Genomic DNA, 18,298 nt, shown 5'->3' with positions numbered 1-18,298 from the left:
CCTATCGAAATTAGGTCTTCCATCGATTGCAAAAAGAGAAGAGAGGGTGTAAATTTAATGAATAATTACATCGTACGTGAGCTTGGTGAAGGGGTGAGGTAAAGGTATGTTTAGTGAAGAAGAAAAGGACGGCTTGTACAAGAGCATTTATACAAGACGGGATGTACGAACATTTTTATCGGATCCTATCCCAGAAGAAACAATAATGAAATTGCTAAATGCAGCGCACCATGGTCCTTCCGTTGGATTTATGCAACCCTGGAATTTTATAATCATTTCTACGGAAAAAGTGAAAGAGCGTTTGGCTTGGGCAGCAGATAAAGAGAGACGAGCTTTGGCCATTCATTATGAAGATACACGTCAAGATGAATTTCTAAATCTCAAGATCGAAGGGATTAAGCAGGCACCAATTACGATTTGCGTTACTTGTGATCCAACACGCGGCGGCTCTCATGTGCTAGGAAGAAATTCGATACCAGAAACCGATATCATGTCCGTTGCTTGCGCGATTCAAAACATGTGGCTAGCGGCATGCGCAGAGGGATTAGCGATGGGCTGGGTAAGCTTCTATAAGAAAAATGATGTGCGGGATATCCTTGGGATACCTCCTCATATTGATCCAGTAGCATTGCTATCCATTGGATTCACAGAAAATTATCCAGAGAAGCCCATTTTGGAGACAGCCAATTGGGAAAAGCGCAGGAGTCTGAATAATCTAATATTCAGCGAGACTTGGGGAAATCAAAAAGTTGATTAGTCATGAGGTCTAAAATAAGAAAAACGGTTTGCGTTGTCCTACAAAACTCCAACATTCGATTTTAGAGTCATTCAGCTTTCGTGAGGGCAAATGGACTATAGTAGTTACCAAAGTTGTAGTTTATACAACAATTTGCTCGCCCATAGGCTGATTAGCAACTTGAAGTTGCAGTTTGTACAAGATTTTGAGCCCATTTGTTACGAAATGGCCGATATAGGACCGAATTGTTGTACATTATGCAACAACGAAGGGAAAAAGGCGAGATTTAGGTAGCAATTGTTGCACTTTATACACCATCATTCAACCGCGAACAGGATTCATTCATTAGCTACCTCATTACTCAGAGTATAGTTGATGATTGATCCCGATTTAAATTCATATTTATTAAGAAAGCCGCCCTCCGATCAATCGGAGGGCGGCTTTCTGCATCCTATTTTAATAGAATGTTGCAAGAATGATGACCAACAGAATGTACAGTACCAATACGATAGCTGTGCTAGAATATCCAACGCCTGACATGGCTATTCCTCCCTTCTGCCTGCAAGAACCTTTTCTTTGTTGTTGTTCGAGATATCCTATGTCGGGCAGGGCAGATAGGTATGGACGTATGTCTATTTGTTCAAAAGAAAAGGTGTTAATTCACCTAGATAGAACACGTCTAAGTGATGAAGGGCACGGGTGCAAGCGGTGTAAAACAGCTTGCGTTCCTTCGCCTCCGCGTAGACAGCCGCCCCGGCATCGTAGAGAATAACGGCGTCGAACTCGAGCCCTTTGGCGAGGTACGCCGGTAGGATCATGACGCCTGCCTCATAGTGCAGCGTCTCTTTGGTGATCCGCGCGAGTCCCGGCAGCAGCGGCTTCAGGCTGGCGTGCGCGCCCCGCGTCTCGCGCTCGGTCTTGCAAATGATCGCGACGGAGCTTGCGCCGCCGTCGCGCCTAGCTATTGCCGCCTCAGCCACGAGGCGGCTGAGGCGGCCATCGTCCGCCGCGCGCAGAACACGCGGCGCCTCGCCGCTGCGGCTGAACGGCTCGATCGGCTCGCCGCCAGGCAGCACGCGACTAGCGAAATCGACGATTTCGCGCGTCGAGCGGTAGCTCTTGACGAGGCGGATGGTCTCCGTCTCGTCTTCCTTCATTAGCTCGCTAATGGAGCTGTACTCGCTCGTTTGCCCCTCGCCATCCGTACTGCTCGCGTTAGCATGCGTGAAGATCCCTTGATTCCAGTCCCCGAGCAGGGTGAACCGAGCACGCGGGAACAGCTTCTTCAAGTACGCATAGTGAAATGGCGAGTAATCCTGCGCCTCATCCACGAGACAATACCGAATGGTCCCTACGCGCAGTTGGCCCTCAACAAGGCCCTTCAAATAGACAAGAGGTGTCGCATCTTCGTAATGCAGCATTCCCCTAGCTAGCGCATCGGCCGTGAACGTGCTGATCGTATCCCAAGCTGCGGGTAGACGCTGCTCCGAATGGTGCATAAGCTCTTGATGCAGCTCACTATTTGTATAAAGATCTTGGTACATCCCCAGCACGTCCACATAAGCGAGCTTGCGCGCCTTCTCCCTAAGTGGAGCAATCGCTTTATGCGCTTTGACCTTGCTCATCTTTTTCATCTCTGGCTCGGTGCCCAAATATTTCGGCTCCCGCACCATTTTACGATAAAACCTCTTCTGGACATCGGCTTGAAACTCATCCAGCTTCTCCAGCATCCACTCCGATAATTGTTCCATCCGTTCACCTAGAGCAAGAATCGAGGATTTGCTGTAAAATCGTTCGCTAAGCTCAGCGGCAGTAATCAATACTTTCTTACCTACTGATAAATCTTGGAAACGAATACCGCCAGTTTTCAGCTTCTCCCCGTAAGCCTCAATGACATTGAGGAAAGCAGCGGACGTTTTATAATGAATGCTTTGCAGCCGCGCTGTGTAGGAGGGGTCTTGATCCGTCCCCGTAAGGATGAACTCCAATTGATCGTAGGGATCTTCCAGCGTCAGACCCGTGTCGCTTAATTTATGTGTTAAATAGTCTTGGAATGTCGTCTGCTGCATGGTAGCTTCGCCTAGCTCCGGCAGTACGTGAGAGACGTAGTCGCTGAACAGTGAGTTCGGCGAGAACAAAATCATGTTGTCGGCGCTTAGCGTCGTCCGATATTTGTAGAGCAGATACGCGATGCGCTGCAGCGCAACGGAGGTTTTACCGCTGCCGGCCGCCCCCTGCACGACGAGCACCTTGTGCCGATCATCGCGGATGATCTGGTTCTGCTCGCGCTGGATCGTCGTAACGATGCTATGCATTTTCTCGTCGGCGCTGCGGCTTAGCATCTGCTGAAGCATCTCGTCACCGATGGAGATCCCCGTATCGAACACATCCTGCAGCACGCCGGCTTTAATGATGTACTGCCGCTTGAGCATCAGCTCGCCGCTGACATCCATCTCAGGTGTCCGATACGTCGCCGGGCCCGGCGGATAGTCATAGAACAGGCTAGCAATTGGCGCGCGCCAGTCATAGATAAGAATTTCATCTGTCTTCGCATCAATAAAAGATGTCAATCCGATGTAAATCTTCTCGCGCCCTTGCTCCCCGTTCTCCTTGAAATCAATGCGGCTGAAATACGGAGCATCGACAACACGCTGGAGCTTACGCAGCGCATCCTGCGCCAAGCGATAGCTGCGTTCTTGACCCTGCAGCACATGCTCCTGCTGGGCCATACTCGCTGCCGTCTCAATCAAATCATCCGCATTATCTGCATTGACCGAGATATCATCCCAGAAGCTGCGGCCAATCGCTGTTGCTTCCGATCGTCGCTCATCCACCGTTTGGCGCAGCTCTTCAATTCGCTGCTGTATATTAGCACGTACAGAGGCAACGCGCTGCGTCTCCCTCTCCCGTTCTTCGTTCTCTATAGGCATACGGTCTCACTCCATTTCTATCTATTTATATACACCATGAATTACCTCTTCAAACTCAGGCTCTTCCATGTGCACATCATCCATATCGCCCCAGCTGCTGACGATACGCAGGACTTCCATCGCTTTCAGCTCCTGGCGGTTGCAAGCGATTGTGAGACTATTCGCTTCTTGCTCCAACACGCGAAACGGAAGTTCCCAGCTCGCAGGAACTTGGATTTCACCTCGATAAGTGACCTTCATCATCGTTGGTAAGCCAATACGATCCCGCAGCTCATCGATCGACCCGTCATAGCCAATTTGCCCATGATTGATCACGATGACTCGTTTACACAATTGTTCGATATCATCCATATCATGCGTAGTCAGCAGAATCGTCTTACCGAAATCCCGATTTAAGGTCTGAAGAAAGCCGCGAATGTTTCGCTTGGCGACAACATCCAACCCGATGGTCGGCTCATCCAGAAACAAAATATCCGGATCATGCAGCATCGAAGCCGCCAAATCTGCTCGCATCCGCTGACCAAGGGACAGCTTCCGGACAGGCGTATCCATCAGCTCTTTCAGTTCAAGAAGTTCAGTCAATTCGCCTAACCTGCGGCGGGCTGTGCTTTCCTCCACCCGATACATCGCCGTAAGGATCTCATAAGAGTCCTTCACCGGCAGATCCCACCACAGCTGGCTGCGCTGACCGAATACAACGCCAAGCTGCCTTACGACTCGCCTTCGATGCTTCTGAGGACTATAGCCGTGAATCAACACCTCGCCGGAGGTTGGGTGAAGAATGCCGGTGAGCATTTTGATCGTCGTCGACTTTCCCGCTCCATTAGGTCCAATATACCCGACGAACTCGCCAGATTCAATCTCGAAGCTTACATCGCGTACCGCTTCCTTTTCTTTATAGGCTCGTGAGAACAAAGTTCGAATACCTGAGAACTTACCTTCTTTGACTATCGGAGTTTGAAAGGTTTTGCGCAAATTCGTTACGGTTATCATGTTTTTATGATCCCTCCTTGTATGAAACCCTCGATTAACTTCCTGTGCTTTGATAGCGAGATAATCCTAGCTTCCAGAAGCGCATAGCCAGCCAGAGCGCAGCGAATGAAACAGCAATGGTTCCTAGGAGCATCCAGATACCGCCTTGATGTCTCAGTAAATATAAGGTAGGTATGTAATTGACGAATCCTACTGGAACCAGTACCAATAGCGCACCCTGCAGCCACTTAGGATACAAGGAAAGCGGATAGCGCGCCGCGGTTTGGGAAGCGTCTTCGGTCATATTTTGCAAGGATTCGATCCGTGTCAACCAGAAGCCGGCAGCCGCAGTTGCTAAGCCAATGGCGAATAAAATAATGGCACCTGTTATGATAATTAACACCGTTAAAGGTACGGCTGACCATCCGATTTGCCCATTAGCCATTAAGGCTTTCATAGCAATAAAAAGTAAGATGATGCCCTGCCCTACTTCAGCAAATAAGAGACGAGCGTTTTGTGTCATCAGCGCCAGCAGCACGGGAACAGGCCGTGTGAGCAGCGCATCCAGATCACCAGAAACGAGATATTTCTCTAGATGATGCACATCGGAAGCCAGCGTGCGATAAATCGCTTTGGATATCATCATGACCCCATACAGATAGCACACCTCATAAAGGGTCCAGCCTTTGATATTGCCAAAACGCATCATCACAAGCGCCACCATCAGAAATTCTGAGATATGTACAAAAGAAGCCATCACGGTCGAAAAAAAGAAATTAAACTTATACTGCATTCGGCTTCGCAAGCTCGCCTTGATCAGCAGCATATAGAGCCTCACTGACATCATCCGCCCTGCACCTCCAGCTTTCTGCGTACCCCCTGCGTAACCGCCAGACAGACACAAGTAAACCCGATGCTCCAAAAAAGAGCGCCGAGCACAACAGTTCCTTGTTCAAGCTGCATGTAGATACGAGTTGGGTAATAGAGTAGATAGGGATATGGTGTGTAAAAGCTAATCGTGCGGAGCCAACCTGGCAACCATTCTAGAGGAATGAAAAAGCCGGAGAGCAGCGTACTGAAGGAATAATTGACCCAATAAAACCAACGTGACTCAGTGGTCCACAAAGCTGCAACCCCTATCAAATAATTCGTGCAAATGGAGATATATGCCGCTAAGACGAGCGCAATCGCTGTCCAGCCATAAACCGAAGCGTGATGTGGAAGCTGTAAGGAGAAAATGAAGTAGTAGAGGGCATAAATCGGGATGAATTTATAAAGAAACTGATAATATACCTGGCCCCATTCCCGGCTCATCGCCTGATAGAATAAGTGTACCGGCCGCATGAGATCGACCGCAATTTGCCCGGTGCGCACCGATTGCTCGAGCCCGAGTCCATTCGTTGTGAACTGCGTAATCCAAAGGATCGCTTGGTTAAAAGCAATATAACCTACAATCCCTTTCGCCCCGTACTCGCCGAGTGACGAGTCGCTCCCTAAACCAGTCCAGATGCTAGCATAAATGAAGCCAAACACCGCACTCACTGCATTGTGCAGCAGATGCGAACCGCGATACTGCAAATTCCTCGCATACGCCTTGCGCGCCAAAACCGCGAAAAGCATAAAACACCTCCTGAGCTGTTTTGATCCTTATCAACTAGCTTTTTTTGCAGCCGCCGCGTAGAGACGGAAGTCTATATTACCAAAGTTACCCTAACCATGGCAATGATTATTTTTTATCGCAGATGGTGCCACCACGTAACGATGAAAAACATCCTTCCAGATCATTTCACACATGGACCCAACCCTGATTCCGTTTAATTAAGCATGTTTATCATCGTTAAAGTGCTGCTTCACCTCTTTTTCCGCCACGTAACGATGAAAAACATCATTCCAGCTCACCTCACATGCCAATCCACCCCGATTTCGCTTTCTTAAGGATGTTTATCATCGTTAAAATGCTGCTTCGTCTCTTTTCCCGCCACGTAACGATGAAAAACATCCTTCCAGGTCACCTCACATGCCAATCTACCCCGATTTCGCTTCCTTAAGCACGTTTATCATCGTTAAAGTGCTGCTTCACCTCTATTCCCACCACGTAACGATGAAAAACATCCTTCCAGCTCACCTCACATGCCAATCCACCCCGATTTCGCTTCCTTAAGCATGTTTATCATCGTTAAAATGCTGCTTCGTCTCTTTCCCCGCCACGTAACGATGAAAAACATCCTTCCAGGTCACCTAACATGCAATCCTCTCTCTTTATCTCTTTGTCTCGCTTTTTCCCCAACACCACCAAAAACGAAAAAGTCCCCGTCTCGTCGCTCAAAGCAACAAAACAGGGACTTCTCTTACTGCGAGCTCACCGGCTTAGCCGGCGGGGAATTGCTGTTCACTCCCGCAGCCTGCGGAGGAACATTTCCTTCATTAAACTCAGCGTTATAGCTATCCTGAATGGTTTTGGTCAAATAGTCATGATCGATATGTTCAGCTAAGTACTGTTTCCCGAACAGTAAATCGTACTGAACATTCCTGTAGTCATCAAGGAGTACTTTCGATGATTCGGGGACTTCAGCATGAAGTTCTTGGTTCTCATCAACAACAAGATTACTCAGTAATCCTGGCACTTGCGCCGCCAATTCGGCATTCAACTTGAAATTAGCCGGTTTTTCCATATGCAGCATATCCAGCACGTGGGCACCAAGGAAAGAATCGCTGAGCAGTGGAATGTCCTGCTTCGGCATATCGAAGTTCGACCAAGTCACAAGCGGAATGCTGTGCATCTTCTTCACTTCTTCCAGCGACCAATCATTCGCGTTACTGCTTTGGATGAAGCCTGCTTCTTTATATACTTGATAATCTAATCCCAGCATCGGCAAATGGTCCCCATAGAATACGATCATCGTCGGTTCATCCGATTCTTTGAAGTGATCGATTAGCATTTGCAAGCTTTGATCCGCATCGTGTGCACCCTGCGCGTAGGTCTCAAGAATCGATTTTGCTTCTGGCGTCAAGTCACCTTGCGCTTTGAACTGATTTTCTCCGTACCGAGGTTCATCATAAGGTCCATGGTTTTCCATGGTTACTGTGTACATAAACATAGGATCCTCGGTTTTATCTACTTCATTTATAATGCTCCTAGACACTTCGGCGTCCGAGATAAAATAACCCTTCATTTCCGGATTCACGAAATGTTCACTGCTCTTAAAGCTTTGGAAGCCTAACTCCTTATACACCGAATTACGGTTCCAAAACCATCCTTCATAGGAGTGAATTCCCATACTTTTGTAGCCCTGATCGGCAAAATAACTCGCCAAGCTCGGTACAGGTTTCGTTATATATTGTTGATACGGAATGGAACCCCCTGGCAGGAAGCTCATCGAGTTCCCCGTTAACACTTCGAATTCTACATTGCTGGTACCGCCACCGAATTGGGGGGACAGCAGGTATCCGGATGTCGACTCCTTCTGCAAGCGGTGGATGGTGGGTACCGGATCTTCACTGAACTTCACATTCGTTAACAAAGTCGGATCCCAGAAAGCCTCACTCATAATGAAAATCACGTTCGGCTTCTTCCCATTCAGAGAATTAGTATCTACAGACTTTTTCATTCCTGCTTTTTGCATGCCTACCTCTTGGAGATTAGCTGCAACGGTCGCAATACTTTGATCACTATACGTTTCTGGCTTTTGAACGATCGAATTTTTGACATTGAGGGTGAAAGCCAGGGCTAGTCCATTATTCGCATAGTTCTCTTTCTGATTCCACACAATTTCGTTTACTCCCAAATGGTCAAGAATTTTGCCAGCTAACGGTGTTTTGATTGCAAATGCATATAAGGCATAGAGCGCGAACAGCCCTAAACCAATTCGACTGATAATAGAAAAAGATACGCGCGGGAGTATCCATTTCAATAAAAAGACAAAGATGACCGCGATGATCACAGCTCCGATTCGGAGAAGCGCGGCTTTCCCTGTTACGAGCGAAGCAATATCCATACTTTCTTTATTCAGCAAAATATCCCAAGGGAAGAAGGGCTCCCCGATCATTTTCACCTTCATATAAGAAATCAGTGCCATAAGGCCAAGCAATAAGGTTGCGATGGATCCGGAAATAGCTAATGATCCTACAACCGCATAAATCAACGCTAATAAACAGAAGGATAGCCCTACATTTAATAGAAAAAGTGACTGGTTAGATGTTATCCATTGGGCCGTTTCATGCAAAGAACCGCGTTCAAGAAGTTCCATTCCAGCTACAGAAAGTATGGGTAAGCAAATCATAAATAATAAAAGCGAAATCGTCGCTCCCAGACGGTTTGGTCTCATCTTCTTAGGAAGATGGTTCCGGGGCTTCAAATTCAAGTGCATATTGCATCACTCTCCTCTTGCCCCTATTATAAACACCAATTGTGAAGGAATTATGTAGATAACCTTAAAGGAACCTTAGTTTTACCATAAAAACCCATTATTTGAGTCCAGCCAGCCATGAGGCTAACGCCTTCAATTCTTCCTCTTTCAGTGCCACTTGGAACGGCGGCATTCCGCCACCACCCTTTTGAATGCGCTTTATGATCTCCGCTTCATCTAAACGTTCTCCAACTTTTTGGATATTAGGGCCTTGTCCGCCTTGTAATTGATTACCATGACATGAGATGCAGAAATTTTGATAAATCTTAGGAACGTCCACTTTTACCGCCGCCGACTGCGCTTCATTTTGTTTATTTCCACAGGCCGATAAGCCGAGGGCCAGAACAATTACACCAAACAACTTTAATTTCATACGCGCGAAACTCCTTCAATCTGTTATATTTCTCTCATCATACCAGAGCATAGATTGTAAAATAAAGGAGCAGCGCTATTCACCGTTATTATGTTACTTAATGAGGCTATTTATCGGTTCTAACATTTGGAAAATCATTACGCAAATTGATTATGCGGGCTGGACAAAATAAAAGACATGGTTGGAGCGTTAGCCCAGACCATGTCTTATTTATGTTTGTAATGTCATTTATTCGTCTCTTTAAGCTAGCTTCAACCGAATGACGTTCCACGATGCTTTGCCAAGTATCGCCTGAATCTGGCTGTTGGATGATATGGCCGCATTACCGCCTGTGTGAGGCTTCACTCGATCCTGGGCATCCATGGTATTCGAGGCTTTCAGATCATCGTTTTCCAGAACGATATGCTCGATAACTCGGCATTCACCAAAACTGCGCAGATCCAGCTCCAGAGGAAGTGCTTCCTCCAGATGACGGTTAACTGCGAAGATCGTCACTTCGGACTTGTCTTCGTTATGAACGGCAACTGCTTCCAAGTAAGGCACATCCGTATAATCCTTCGCGTCATATTTCGGTGATTTGATCAGCGGCACAAGAACAGTCCCTCGTCCAAACACACTGGCGTGCATGTAAGGGTAGTAGATTGTTTGTTTCCAGGCTGCTCCCCCATTCGCGGTCATGATCGGTGCGATGACGTTAACGAGTTGTGCCAAACAAGCCATCTTCACACGATCCGCACGCTTCAACATAGAGATAAGCATACAGCCAACTAACAAGGCATCTTCATGGTTGTAAATGTCTTCGAGCTGTGGCGGCGCGATGGACCAAGGCTCTATTTTGCGATCCGCATCGTTGGAGTGATACCACACATTCCACTCGTCGAAGGATAAGTTGATTTTCTTCTTACCGCGCTTTTTGGCCTGAATATAATCTGCCGTCGAGATCACTGTGTTGATAAACCGATCCATGCCCATAGATTGTGCGAGGAAATTGGCTGAATCCTTATCACGATTGCCATAATATTGATGCAGGGAAATATAATCAACGTGATCATACGTATGCTCAAGTACTGTCGCTTCCCAATCAGGGAAAGTCGGCATATTCAGACTGGAGCTGCCACACGCAACAAGCTCGATCGATGGGTCGACCCATTTCATAACTTTGGCCGTTTCACAGGCTGCACGTCCGTATTCCGCGGCAGTTTTGCTGCCTATTTGCCAAGGGCCGTCCATTTCGTTGCCTAGACACCAGGTTTTGATGTTATGAGGTGCCTTGTAACCATGCGTGATCCGTAAATCACTCCAGTAGGTACCGCCTTTGATATTGGAATATTCAATGATATCTCTTGCCTCATCAGGACCGCGAGTCCCCAGATTAACGGCCATCATGGCTTCTGTGTTTGCTTTGCGGCACCAGTCCATGAATTCATTCAATCCAACTAGGTTAGGTTCAATGGTGCGCCATGCCAGATCAAGTCTCTTCTTACGTCCTTCTAACGGTCCAATGCCATCCTCCCAGTTGTAACCGGATACAAAATTACCACCCGGATAACGAACAATCGGAACATCCAACCCTTTTACCAGCTCTAGTACGTCTGCTCGAAAGCCTTGCTCATCCGCTTGCGGATGTCCAGGTTCGTAAATTCCGCCATAGACGGCTCGCCCCAAATGCTCAATAAATGAGCCGTAAATACGAGAATCTACTTCTCCAATTTTAAAATCTTTGTCAATAATCATACTCGCTTTCATGGACATTGTATTCACCTCGTAGTATAATTAATAAAAATATGAATCGATTAATACATTTATTATGTTATGACTATATTAAACAATAAACAGCGGATGATTTCAAGCTTTTCTTCTGCTTTCTGTTGAATTCATATTTTCATTAATTAGTCTACTTATGAGGAGATTGTCCGATGATCCAAACGACAACAGACCGCAAATGGCTGCCGCTGTATGAGGCGCTGGCTAGCGATGTGCGGCTTAAGATACTGGAGCTGCTTGCTGAGCAAGAGATGAATGTCAAGGAATTAGCCCATATGCTTGAATTAAGCAGCGCCATTGTAACCATGCATGTAAAAAAGCTCGAGGCTGGAGGGCTTATTCAGACCGCTTTAATTCGCAAGCAAGGCGGCACGCACAAAATGTGTAAGTTGGCCATCTCCCTCATCGAAATGCGGCTCCCGCGGCCAGTAGAGCAGCAGCGAGTTTTCGATGAAGTTGCGATTCCGGTTGGCCACTACACACGCTTCGAAGTTCATCCAACCTGCGGTTTGGCTACGGCTGACCATGTGATTGGTCAGTATGATGATCCGCGCTTCTTCTTCGAGCCCGAGCGGATGCATGCTAAGATTCTTTGGTTCGGCAGCGGCTTCGTGGAGTATCGCATTCCGAACTATGTGCTGCCCGGTCAGCCGCTTGAGGAAATCGAGATTTCGCTAGAAATTGGCTCCGAAGCACCAGGAATTGAAGCGAATTGGCCGTCCGACATTCATTTTTACGTCAATGATGTGCTGCTTGGCTATTGGACGAGTCCCGGTGATTCGGGACATGGCCGCGGCCAGCTCACCCCTGCCTGGTGGCCGGATTCAATCAACCAATACGGTTGGTTGAAGATCATTCGGGTCACCGAACAGGGAACGTTTCTTGACGGACAGCAGCTATCGGCTGTCTCGATCAAGGATATCCCCATGTCCCGCAACGAGTGGACACTGCGGCTCGAAGTGCCGAGCCATGCGACGCACGTCGGCGGTTTGACCTTGTACGGTGAAGGGTTTGGCAACTACAACCGTGACATCTTGTTTCGCACCTACCGCAGGTAGGGAACGAACCGTATTTGAATAAGGGGCTGTCCCAAGCCACTTTTTGGGATTATGTCTCGCTACCATTACTTTACTATGTTAAGCATTTGGCTCGAGGGAACGTCGATGCTCTATTTGGATGAAAAACACCTGAAAGCATGAGGAAGAGGAACGACGATGCGTTATTTCGCGTTTTTTTTGCCTCCGGGTCGTTCATATGAACAAATAGAGCACCCACGTTCCTCTTATTCGGTTTTTAGCTCAGATTTCCCAAAATAACGAATCGACGTTCCGCTAACTAGAGTCGGGTGACTTACTATTGCAATCGGCCCTATGTGAATTTACACTACTTTCGGAGCAAACTCTTCTTTTAGAAACAATCATACGTCTACGACGGGACACCCAAGAATGAAAAAAATATGCTCCTCCGATGCAATGCATTTTATTTTCGTATAAAAGTGATGCAACGAAAAAAGAGCCCCTAGGCTCTTTTGAACTTGATGTGCTTCTTTTTTGACCTTCATCAGACCATCTTTTGACAGTCATCTCACAATTGCTGCTCTTAATCGATTCACACCAAATTCCAAATACCCCTTTAAGCAGCTCAACATATAAACCCAACCTTCTTTATTATCTATCAATTGACTGATTAGGTCCCCATCATTTTCATTAAAACCCTCTTCATTGACTTCAATAACGGTGCTCGAATTATCCAACTCTTTCAGCGTAATCGTAACAACATGTCCATCATCCGTTGCACCCCACTGGAAAACGATTTTCTTATTTAACTCGATTTCCAATACGTTAATATCCACTTGTGCATCGTATTCATCATATCTCCAAGTAATCGTCTTGCCTTGCTCCAATCTTCCAGAACCCGAAGAAAACCAATAATTAGACATTTTTACTGGATCAATAAGAGCTTCAAATACTTCATTAACGGGCTTAACTATTTTAAATTTCGTTAGGTTGTTCATCCTAAATCAACTCTCTTTCGATGTAACTGTGATTGTTTAAAGAGAAATGGGTGGCAAAGTGTTCCCTGTTTCAAGTAAACTCTTTAAGTTACTCAGAATGGCTGGCCATCCATTATTTAATCCCTCAAAGGTATCTTCTCTATCCACGATGTCCGCAGATGTCAGATTTTCATGCCTAAGTATTAGTTTGACAGTCGAATCCAGCGGTTTCAACTCAAAGGTAACCTGCGACGGCTGCTTACGAGTGGTTTTATCTCCTACCCTGTTCCATGTAAAAGAAAGTAAACGATGCGGCTCGCACTTTAGTATGATTCCATGATCGGTGACTTGTCCATTCCGCGAATAGGTGACGTTAGAGCCTTCTTGCCAGTCCGATTGAATCTTGCTTCCGAAGAAGTATTTTTCGGTAAAATCGCTGCTTGTCAAAGCTTCCCAAAGCTTTTCCGGCGTCGTCTTGATGTAAGTTACATAAACAAATGCTGCATCAGTCATTTTAATCCTCCATATAATATAGGGATCTTTGAGCTTGCTCAGAGTCACTCCGCTTTAGGGACCTTTGAGCTTGCTCAAAGTCTCTCCGCTTTAGGGATCTTTCAGCTTGCTCCTTTTTAAGCTCACGCAATGCTTCGATACGATCACGATCATATTTGCTGATCCAGCGGTCATAAATCTCTCCGATGGGTGCAACATTTAGATAATGAATTTTATTTCGGCCTTGCCAAACAATAAGAATAAGGTTCGCTTCCTCCAATATATTCAGGTGTTTAGTAACGGATTGGCGCGTCATCTCAAGATGTTCGCATAGTTCATTTAAGGTCTGACCATTTTTCTTGAAGAGCTCGTCAAGGAGTTGTCTTCGGCTTGAATCAGCAAGAGCTTTAAATACTTTATCCATGCCATCATTATATGCAACCTTTTGTCTGCATGTCAAGTTTGGTTGATTGATGAATGCTGCCTGAGCATTCCATTCTCGAAATACAAAAAGACACGGAAGAGCAATCCCGTGCCTTTCAAATTGTGTTGTTTGCCCAACTAACCTACGCATGCATGCCCATACCTGCAGCCTCACTGCTCCCTGAATCAGCAGCGCTCTTCTCCCGCTCCTCCGCCCGGCGCAAAAACTTCTGCTGGCGCCAACGGATGACGACGAGAATGCCGCGCAAATATTCGTCGCAAATCATGGCGACATAAATACCCGCCAATCCCCAGCCCATGTGCAAACCCAAGACATAAGAAAGGCCCGCGGCCACTCCCCACATCGAAAACAGGGAGATAATCATATTGTAACGGGTATCGCCTACAGCGCTCAGCGCATTACCGAAGCCCATATTAAGCATTCTCCCTGGCTGCAGGAAAAGTGTCAGCACCAGACATGAGAGTCCCAGCTTGATAATATCCGCGTCTGAGGTGAAGAAGCCGAGAAAGCTTTTGCCGATGAGAAAGAGAATGATACTGTTGAATCCAACCAAACCGAGTCCAATCCATGTTCCTCGATATCCGCTCTTATAAGCTTCCTTGATATTTCCGGCTCCATACAGATGAGCAATCTGAATTTGAACCGCTAAGGCAATGGAATAGCCTAACATAAAACAAATCGACTCGAGCGTGTTCATATACGTTCTTGCCGCCAATTCCTTAGCTCCCATCGTGGCTAGGAACGTGTAGATCGTCAACTGCGTCAATACCCAGGAAGACATGTTCACGCCGAGCGGCCAACCTATTTTCAAAATATCGCCAAACAGCTTTCGATTGAATACGATTAGATCCCTCCACTCCATCCTCCGCTCGAACGCAGAAACGAACATAAACAGCAGCAAACACGTCGCGAGCAGCCTGCTCACAAGTGTCGAAATGGCCACGCCTGTTAAACCCAGTTGAGGAAATCCGAGCTCTCCATATATAAATCCGTAGTTAAACACGATGTGTATAACATTCATACCAATCGCCGTTATCATCGGCCCCTTGGTGTTCCCTGTATTCCTAATCACGGTGCTGAGAGCAGCCGTCAAAGCCGTTAAAACCATACCGCTCCCCACAATGGAGATATAGGTTTCAGCCAGAGGAAGCAGCCGCTCCTCCAAGTGGAAGAGATTAGCTAGAGGGCGAGCCTCCATATAAAGAATCATACTCAGTATACTACCTATCACTGCGCTGACAGTTACAGCCATAATCGCAACGGTCCGTGCAGATTCATTCTGCTTGGCTCCTAGTTTCTGAGCAATCAAAATCCCTGCGCCACTCGCAACCGTCATAAATAAGATCATCATCGCTTGGAACAATTGATTCGATAGACCGACCACCGCCACCGCATCATCCGATACACGGCTCACCATTAAGGTGTCGACGGCACCCAAAAGCAATTGCAGCAGCAATTCGACGAAAATAGGCCAAGCTAGAAGCCACAGTGTAAACTTATTTTTCTCTTTGACCATGTTTTTCACCATCCGATTATTATCTCTCTTTTTGTATAAATGAAACTTTGTTGTCTGCTCAAATTATAGATGCTATAGTTGACTCCAAGTATGAGTATTGCAACTTAAAGTTTCAAAATTCCAACCTCCATTCAAGAGATGAAAAGGTGACTCCGATGGCTTTTATCGAAATGACTGTCCCTCCGCTGCCGCACTACATTACAAGCGGTTTCAGCACAATATCCAAAGGCAGCAAACATCCGAGCAGACGCAATATCCAAGTATTTGATTTATTAATCACCACATCGGGCTGCTTCTATATAGGCGAGGGAGATGCTAGGTTCGAGGTAGCAGCTGGACAAGCCGTTATTCTAAGGCCAGACAGCTATCATTTCGCTACACAAGTCTGTTCCGAGCTGACGGGTACTTATTGGATGCATTTCCACGCAGGAGGACCATGGGCTATGGTAGACCATACGGTCCAACCTATACCTCTGGAAGACCCAACACAAACCCCAATTGAGCCATTTGCTGTAGAGCCCTTTACGATTCGGATCCCCCAATATACAACACTTGTGCAGCCAGAAAAAACCTATGACCTGTTCGAACAGCTTCAGCAGCTGCAGCCAAGTGCTCATCAGAGCAGTGTCCGTTTTGCGCAGCAGCAGCTTTTTCATGAGCTATTGCGCCAGCTTTCTGCTTCCACGGACAGCGATCATCCATCACCTTCCAAGGCTTGTGCGGAAAAAGCGGCGGCCTATTTAAGGCAGCATTACAAAGCGTCTGTTTCAGCCAAAGAGCTCGGCGATCATGTCAATTTCCACCCTGTTTACATTGCACGCTGCATGCAAAAAGAGTATGGCTGCTCCCCTACGGAATACCTGCTTAGGTTAAGGATCCAGCAGGCTAAGCTGCTGCTGCTTCAAACCGATCTTCCCGTCGCGCACGTCGCGGAAGAGGTGGGTTTTGAACAGCCTGCCTATTTCGCCACCTGCTTCACCAGAATGGAAGGTATCTCTCCTCGCAAGTACAGGCAGCAGTTCTCACGGGGATAATGAACGAACAACTCGAAGGCATATATAGGCTAACTTCACAATACAGTTAACTTATATAACTCAGAGGGAGTTGACTTGATATGGAAGATCAGCAACATGCACCTGTCCTAAGTGTAAAAGATTGGATGATTACCATCCTGCTCCTTGCCATTCCACTTGTGAATATTGTGATGCTATTCGTGTGGGCATTCAGTAAGGGAGAAAACCCTACAAAATCTAATTATGCCAAAGCAAGCTTAATCTGGGCTCTCATCGGACTCGGTCTCTATTTTATTTTCTTTGTCCTCTTCTTCGGCGCAATGATTTCGAATATGAATCAATAAACCTTCTCCCCAGCAGCTATCCTCCTTGCGGCCGTAACCGCTTGGGGATAGCTCTTTTTATGTTATACTGGAAAAAAATGATAAGGAGTCTACGAACATGCCATCCCCCTTACATTGGAAAAAGTCACTATGGATTCTATGGGGTGCTAATTTCTCCGTTATGTGCGGCATGAATCTTGTTCTTCCTTTCCTACCACTATATATCGGAGAACTTGGGGTTCAAGATCTCGGCGAAATTGTACGTTGGACAGGCTGGATTGTCGCTGCACAGTTCATCACATCTTTTCTCACTCAGCCGCTTTGGGGCGCTATCGCGGATCGTCGCGGACGTAAAATCATGCTGCTTCGCGCCGGCTTTGGGATGGCGATTGTGACAGCACTTATGGGCATCGTCACGTCACCGTGGCAGCTGCTGTCTCTGCGGCTGCTCAACGGTATCTTCTCCGGTTTCATCTCCATGGCGGTGTCTCTTCAAGCTTCCGTTACACCGCCGGAGCATTCGGGCAAGTCGCTCGGCACTTTACAAACGGGAGCTATCGCCGGGTCGCTCATCGGCCCTTTACTTGGAGGCTTGCTGGCAGGTTTCTTCGGTTACAGCCATGTGTTTTTCTTCACTGGAGGGCTCATGCTCTGCGCGAGCATCATCGTCATGATTTTCATTAAAGAGGAGCGTAAGCCTCCTTCTAAGAAAAAAGAACGACGGCGCACAGATTGGCGGCTATTTCGGCCTTTGCTCCCAGTCTTCGCTGCTTCCCTGATCACACAGATCGGCATGATGAGCATCGAGCCGATAGTGACGGTGTACGCGAAGACCTTATATTCGGGCAGCCACTTGGAGCTGTTCGCTGGTCTAATCGTTGCGATTACCGGCATCGCGAATTTGTTCGGCGCCCCATCCTTAGGGAGACTCGGCGACCGAATCGGTCAGCGTAAAACGCTTGTTATCGCCTTATCAATGGCGGCACTTGCCTTCATCCCGCAGGCTTTTGCCACTAGCATCACTATGCTCCTAGTCGGCAGGTTCCTGCTCGGACTGTTCATCGGCGGCATGATTCCCTCTCTGAACGCGCTAGTCATGAAGCTAGCGCCTACTCAGATTCAGGGGACCGCTTACGGCTTTAATACCTCATCGCTGTTCCTAGGCAATCTGATTGGCCCCTTAATTGGCAGCCATCTTGCGGCAGCGTACGGTTTCACATCCGTCTTCTATATCACGATGGGCATTTTACTGCTCTGTGCTGGATTCGTCTTTACGAATCGCAGTTTAGACCATCAACCCCATTCGAAACCAGCTTAACACTTACCACTACTTGT

At 47.1% G+C, this 18,298-nt stretch carries 16 protein-coding genes; 5 read left to right on the top strand and 11 right to left on the bottom strand.

Translation table 11 applies throughout. The annotated features are described in order from the left end of the window. Window positions 1-106: 106 nt before the first annotated feature. The gene (gene bluB / locus ASD40_RS06365) at window positions 107-757 is read left to right on the top strand and encodes a 5,6-dimethylbenzimidazole synthase (protein ID WP_057302498.1); all 651 of its coding nucleotides are present in this window, start codon (window positions 107-109) and stop codon (window positions 755-757) included. A gap of 611 nt (window positions 758-1,368) precedes the next feature. Here bluB and helD read toward each other — a convergent pair. From helD to arfA, 7 genes are all read right to left on the bottom strand, one after another. After that, window positions 1,369-3,666, bottom strand: coding sequence for an RNA polymerase recycling motor HelD (helD, locus tag ASD40_RS06360; protein ID WP_057302497.1), 2,298 nt, complete (start codon window positions 3,664-3,666; stop codon window positions 1,369-1,371). A gap of 21 nt (window positions 3,667-3,687) precedes the next feature. Next, entirely contained in the window at window positions 3,688-4,659 is a 972-nt protein-coding gene (locus ASD40_RS06355; RefSeq protein WP_057302496.1) for an ABC transporter ATP-binding protein, read from the bottom strand. A 34-nt stretch (window positions 4,660-4,693) separates the two neighbouring features. Beyond that, window positions 4,694-5,485, bottom strand: a complete 792-nt coding sequence (locus tag ASD40_RS06350; RefSeq protein ID WP_200957368.1) for an ABC transporter permease — start codon at window positions 5,483-5,485, stop codon at window positions 4,694-4,696. Then, window positions 5,482-6,258, bottom strand: a complete 777-nt coding sequence (locus tag ASD40_RS06345) for an ABC transporter permease (RefSeq protein ID WP_057302495.1) — start codon at window positions 6,256-6,258, stop codon at window positions 5,482-5,484. Before ASD40_RS06345 ends, ASD40_RS06350 begins: the two co-directional genes overlap by 4 nt. A gap of 728 nt (window positions 6,259-6,986) precedes the next feature. Further along, window positions 6,987-9,005, bottom strand: coding sequence for a sulfatase-like hydrolase/transferase (locus ASD40_RS06340; protein WP_057302494.1), 2,019 nt, complete (start codon window positions 9,003-9,005; stop codon window positions 6,987-6,989). A gap of 97 nt (window positions 9,006-9,102) precedes the next feature. Beyond that, on the bottom strand, window positions 9,103-9,417 hold the full coding sequence (locus ASD40_RS06335) for a c-type cytochrome (RefSeq protein WP_057302493.1): 315 nt from the start codon (window positions 9,415-9,417) through the stop codon (window positions 9,103-9,105). Window positions 9,418-9,657: 240 nt separating this feature from the next. After that, window positions 9,658-11,169 carry an arabinosylfuranosidase ArfA gene (gene arfA / locus ASD40_RS06330; RefSeq protein ID WP_057302492.1) on the bottom strand — a complete coding sequence of 504 codons (1,512 nt, stop codon included), beginning with the start codon at window positions 11,167-11,169 and terminating at the stop codon, window positions 9,658-9,660. A gap of 164 nt (window positions 11,170-11,333) precedes the next feature. Between arfA and ASD40_RS06325 the strand changes: the two genes are divergently transcribed. Further along, window positions 11,334-12,239: an ArsR/SmtB family transcription factor gene (locus ASD40_RS06325; RefSeq protein WP_057302491.1), complete on the top strand. Its 906-nt coding sequence runs from the start codon at window positions 11,334-11,336 to the stop codon at window positions 12,237-12,239. A 521-nt stretch (window positions 12,240-12,760) separates the two neighbouring features. Here the strand turns inward: ASD40_RS06325 and ASD40_RS06320 are convergent. Genes ASD40_RS06320 through ASD40_RS06305 form a run of 4 tightly spaced genes read right to left on the bottom strand, consistent with a single transcriptional unit; the run spans window position 12,761 to window position 15,627 of the window. Then, complete coding sequence (locus tag ASD40_RS06320) at window positions 12,761-13,195, bottom strand: SRPBCC family protein (protein WP_057302490.1); 435 nt, start codon at window positions 13,193-13,195, stop codon at window positions 12,761-12,763. A gap of 36 nt (window positions 13,196-13,231) precedes the next feature. Next, window positions 13,232-13,687 carry an SRPBCC family protein gene (locus tag ASD40_RS06315; RefSeq protein WP_057302489.1) on the bottom strand — a complete coding sequence of 152 codons (456 nt, stop codon included), beginning with the start codon at window positions 13,685-13,687 and terminating at the stop codon, window positions 13,232-13,234. Between the two features lies 1 nt (window position 13,688). Beyond that, window positions 13,689-14,240 carry an ArsR/SmtB family transcription factor gene (locus ASD40_RS36045; protein ID WP_063870734.1) on the bottom strand — a complete coding sequence of 184 codons (552 nt, stop codon included), beginning with the start codon at window positions 14,238-14,240 and terminating at the stop codon, window positions 13,689-13,691. Next, a complete protein-coding gene (locus ASD40_RS06305) occupies window positions 14,233-15,627 on the bottom strand; it encodes an MATE family efflux transporter (protein ID WP_057302530.1) in 1,395 nt (464 codons plus the stop codon). The genes ASD40_RS36045 and ASD40_RS06305 overlap by 8 nt, the downstream gene beginning before the upstream one ends. A gap of 155 nt (window positions 15,628-15,782) precedes the next feature. Between ASD40_RS06305 and ASD40_RS06300 the strand changes: the two genes are divergently transcribed. From ASD40_RS06300 to ASD40_RS06290, 3 genes are all read left to right on the top strand, one after another. Further along, a complete protein-coding gene (locus tag ASD40_RS06300; RefSeq protein WP_057302488.1) occupies window positions 15,783-16,661 on the top strand; it encodes a helix-turn-helix transcriptional regulator in 879 nt (292 codons plus the stop codon). 80 nt (window positions 16,662-16,741) lie between these two features. Next, window positions 16,742-16,984 (top strand): hypothetical protein, encoded by a 243-nt coding sequence (locus ASD40_RS06295; protein WP_057302487.1) that lies wholly within the window; start codon window positions 16,742-16,744, stop codon window positions 16,982-16,984. 97 nt (window positions 16,985-17,081) lie between these two features. Next, on the top strand, window positions 17,082-18,281 hold the full coding sequence (locus tag ASD40_RS06290; RefSeq protein ID WP_057302486.1) for an MFS transporter: 1,200 nt from the start codon (window positions 17,082-17,084) through the stop codon (window positions 18,279-18,281). Window positions 18,282-18,298 lie beyond the last annotated feature (17 nt).

Source organism: Paenibacillus sp. Root444D2 (assembly GCF_001426375.1).
Taxonomy (GTDB): domain Bacteria; phylum Bacillota; class Bacilli; order Paenibacillales; family NBRC-103111; genus Paenibacillus_E.
The sequence above is the reverse complement of the archived record's forward strand: the minus strand, read 5'-3'. Positions and strand labels throughout refer to the sequence as shown.

Excerpts from the sequence above, each read along its gene's own strand:
- ASD40_RS06305 (WP_057302530.1), bottom strand. The coding sequence starts at position 15,627 with ATGGTCAAAGAGAAAAATAAGTTTACACTGTGGCTTCTAGCTTGGCCT.
- ASD40_RS06350 (WP_200957368.1), bottom strand. The coding sequence starts at position 5,485 with ATGATGTCAGTGAGGCTCTATATGCTGCTGATCAAGGCGAGCTTGCGA.
- ASD40_RS06290 (WP_057302486.1), top strand. The coding sequence starts at position 17,082 with ATGCCATCCCCCTTACATTGGAAAAAGTCACTATGGATTCTATGGGGT.
- helD (WP_057302497.1), bottom strand. The coding sequence starts at position 3,666 with ATGCCTATAGAGAACGAAGAACGGGAGAGGGAGACGCAGCGCGTTGCC.
- ASD40_RS06315 (WP_057302489.1), bottom strand. The coding sequence starts at position 13,687 with ATGACTGATGCAGCATTTGTTTATGTAACTTACATCAAGACGACGCCG.
- ASD40_RS06320 (WP_057302490.1), bottom strand. The coding sequence starts at position 13,195 with ATGAACAACCTAACGAAATTTAAAATAGTTAAGCCCGTTAATGAAGTA.
- arfA (WP_057302492.1), bottom strand. The coding sequence starts at position 11,169 with ATGTCCATGAAAGCGAGTATGATTATTGACAAAGATTTTAAAATTGGA.
- ASD40_RS36045 (WP_063870734.1), bottom strand. The coding sequence starts at position 14,240 with ATGCGTAGGTTAGTTGGGCAAACAACACAATTTGAAAGGCACGGGATT.
- ASD40_RS06355 (WP_057302496.1), bottom strand. The coding sequence starts at position 4,659 with ATGATAACCGTAACGAATTTGCGCAAAACCTTTCAAACTCCGATAGTC.
- ASD40_RS06345 (WP_057302495.1), bottom strand. The coding sequence starts at position 6,258 with ATGCTTTTCGCGGTTTTGGCGCGCAAGGCGTATGCGAGGAATTTGCAG.
- ASD40_RS06300 (WP_057302488.1), top strand. The coding sequence starts at position 15,783 with ATGGCTTTTATCGAAATGACTGTCCCTCCGCTGCCGCACTACATTACA.
- ASD40_RS06335 (WP_057302493.1), bottom strand. The coding sequence starts at position 9,417 with ATGAAATTAAAGTTGTTTGGTGTAATTGTTCTGGCCCTCGGCTTATCG.
- bluB (WP_057302498.1), top strand. The coding sequence starts at position 107 with ATGTTTAGTGAAGAAGAAAAGGACGGCTTGTACAAGAGCATTTATACA.
- ASD40_RS06295 (WP_057302487.1), top strand. The coding sequence starts at position 16,742 with ATGGAAGATCAGCAACATGCACCTGTCCTAAGTGTAAAAGATTGGATG.
- ASD40_RS06325 (WP_057302491.1), top strand. The coding sequence starts at position 11,334 with ATGATCCAAACGACAACAGACCGCAAATGGCTGCCGCTGTATGAGGCG.
- ASD40_RS06340 (WP_057302494.1), bottom strand. The coding sequence starts at position 9,005 with ATGCACTTGAATTTGAAGCCCCGGAACCATCTTCCTAAGAAGATGAGA.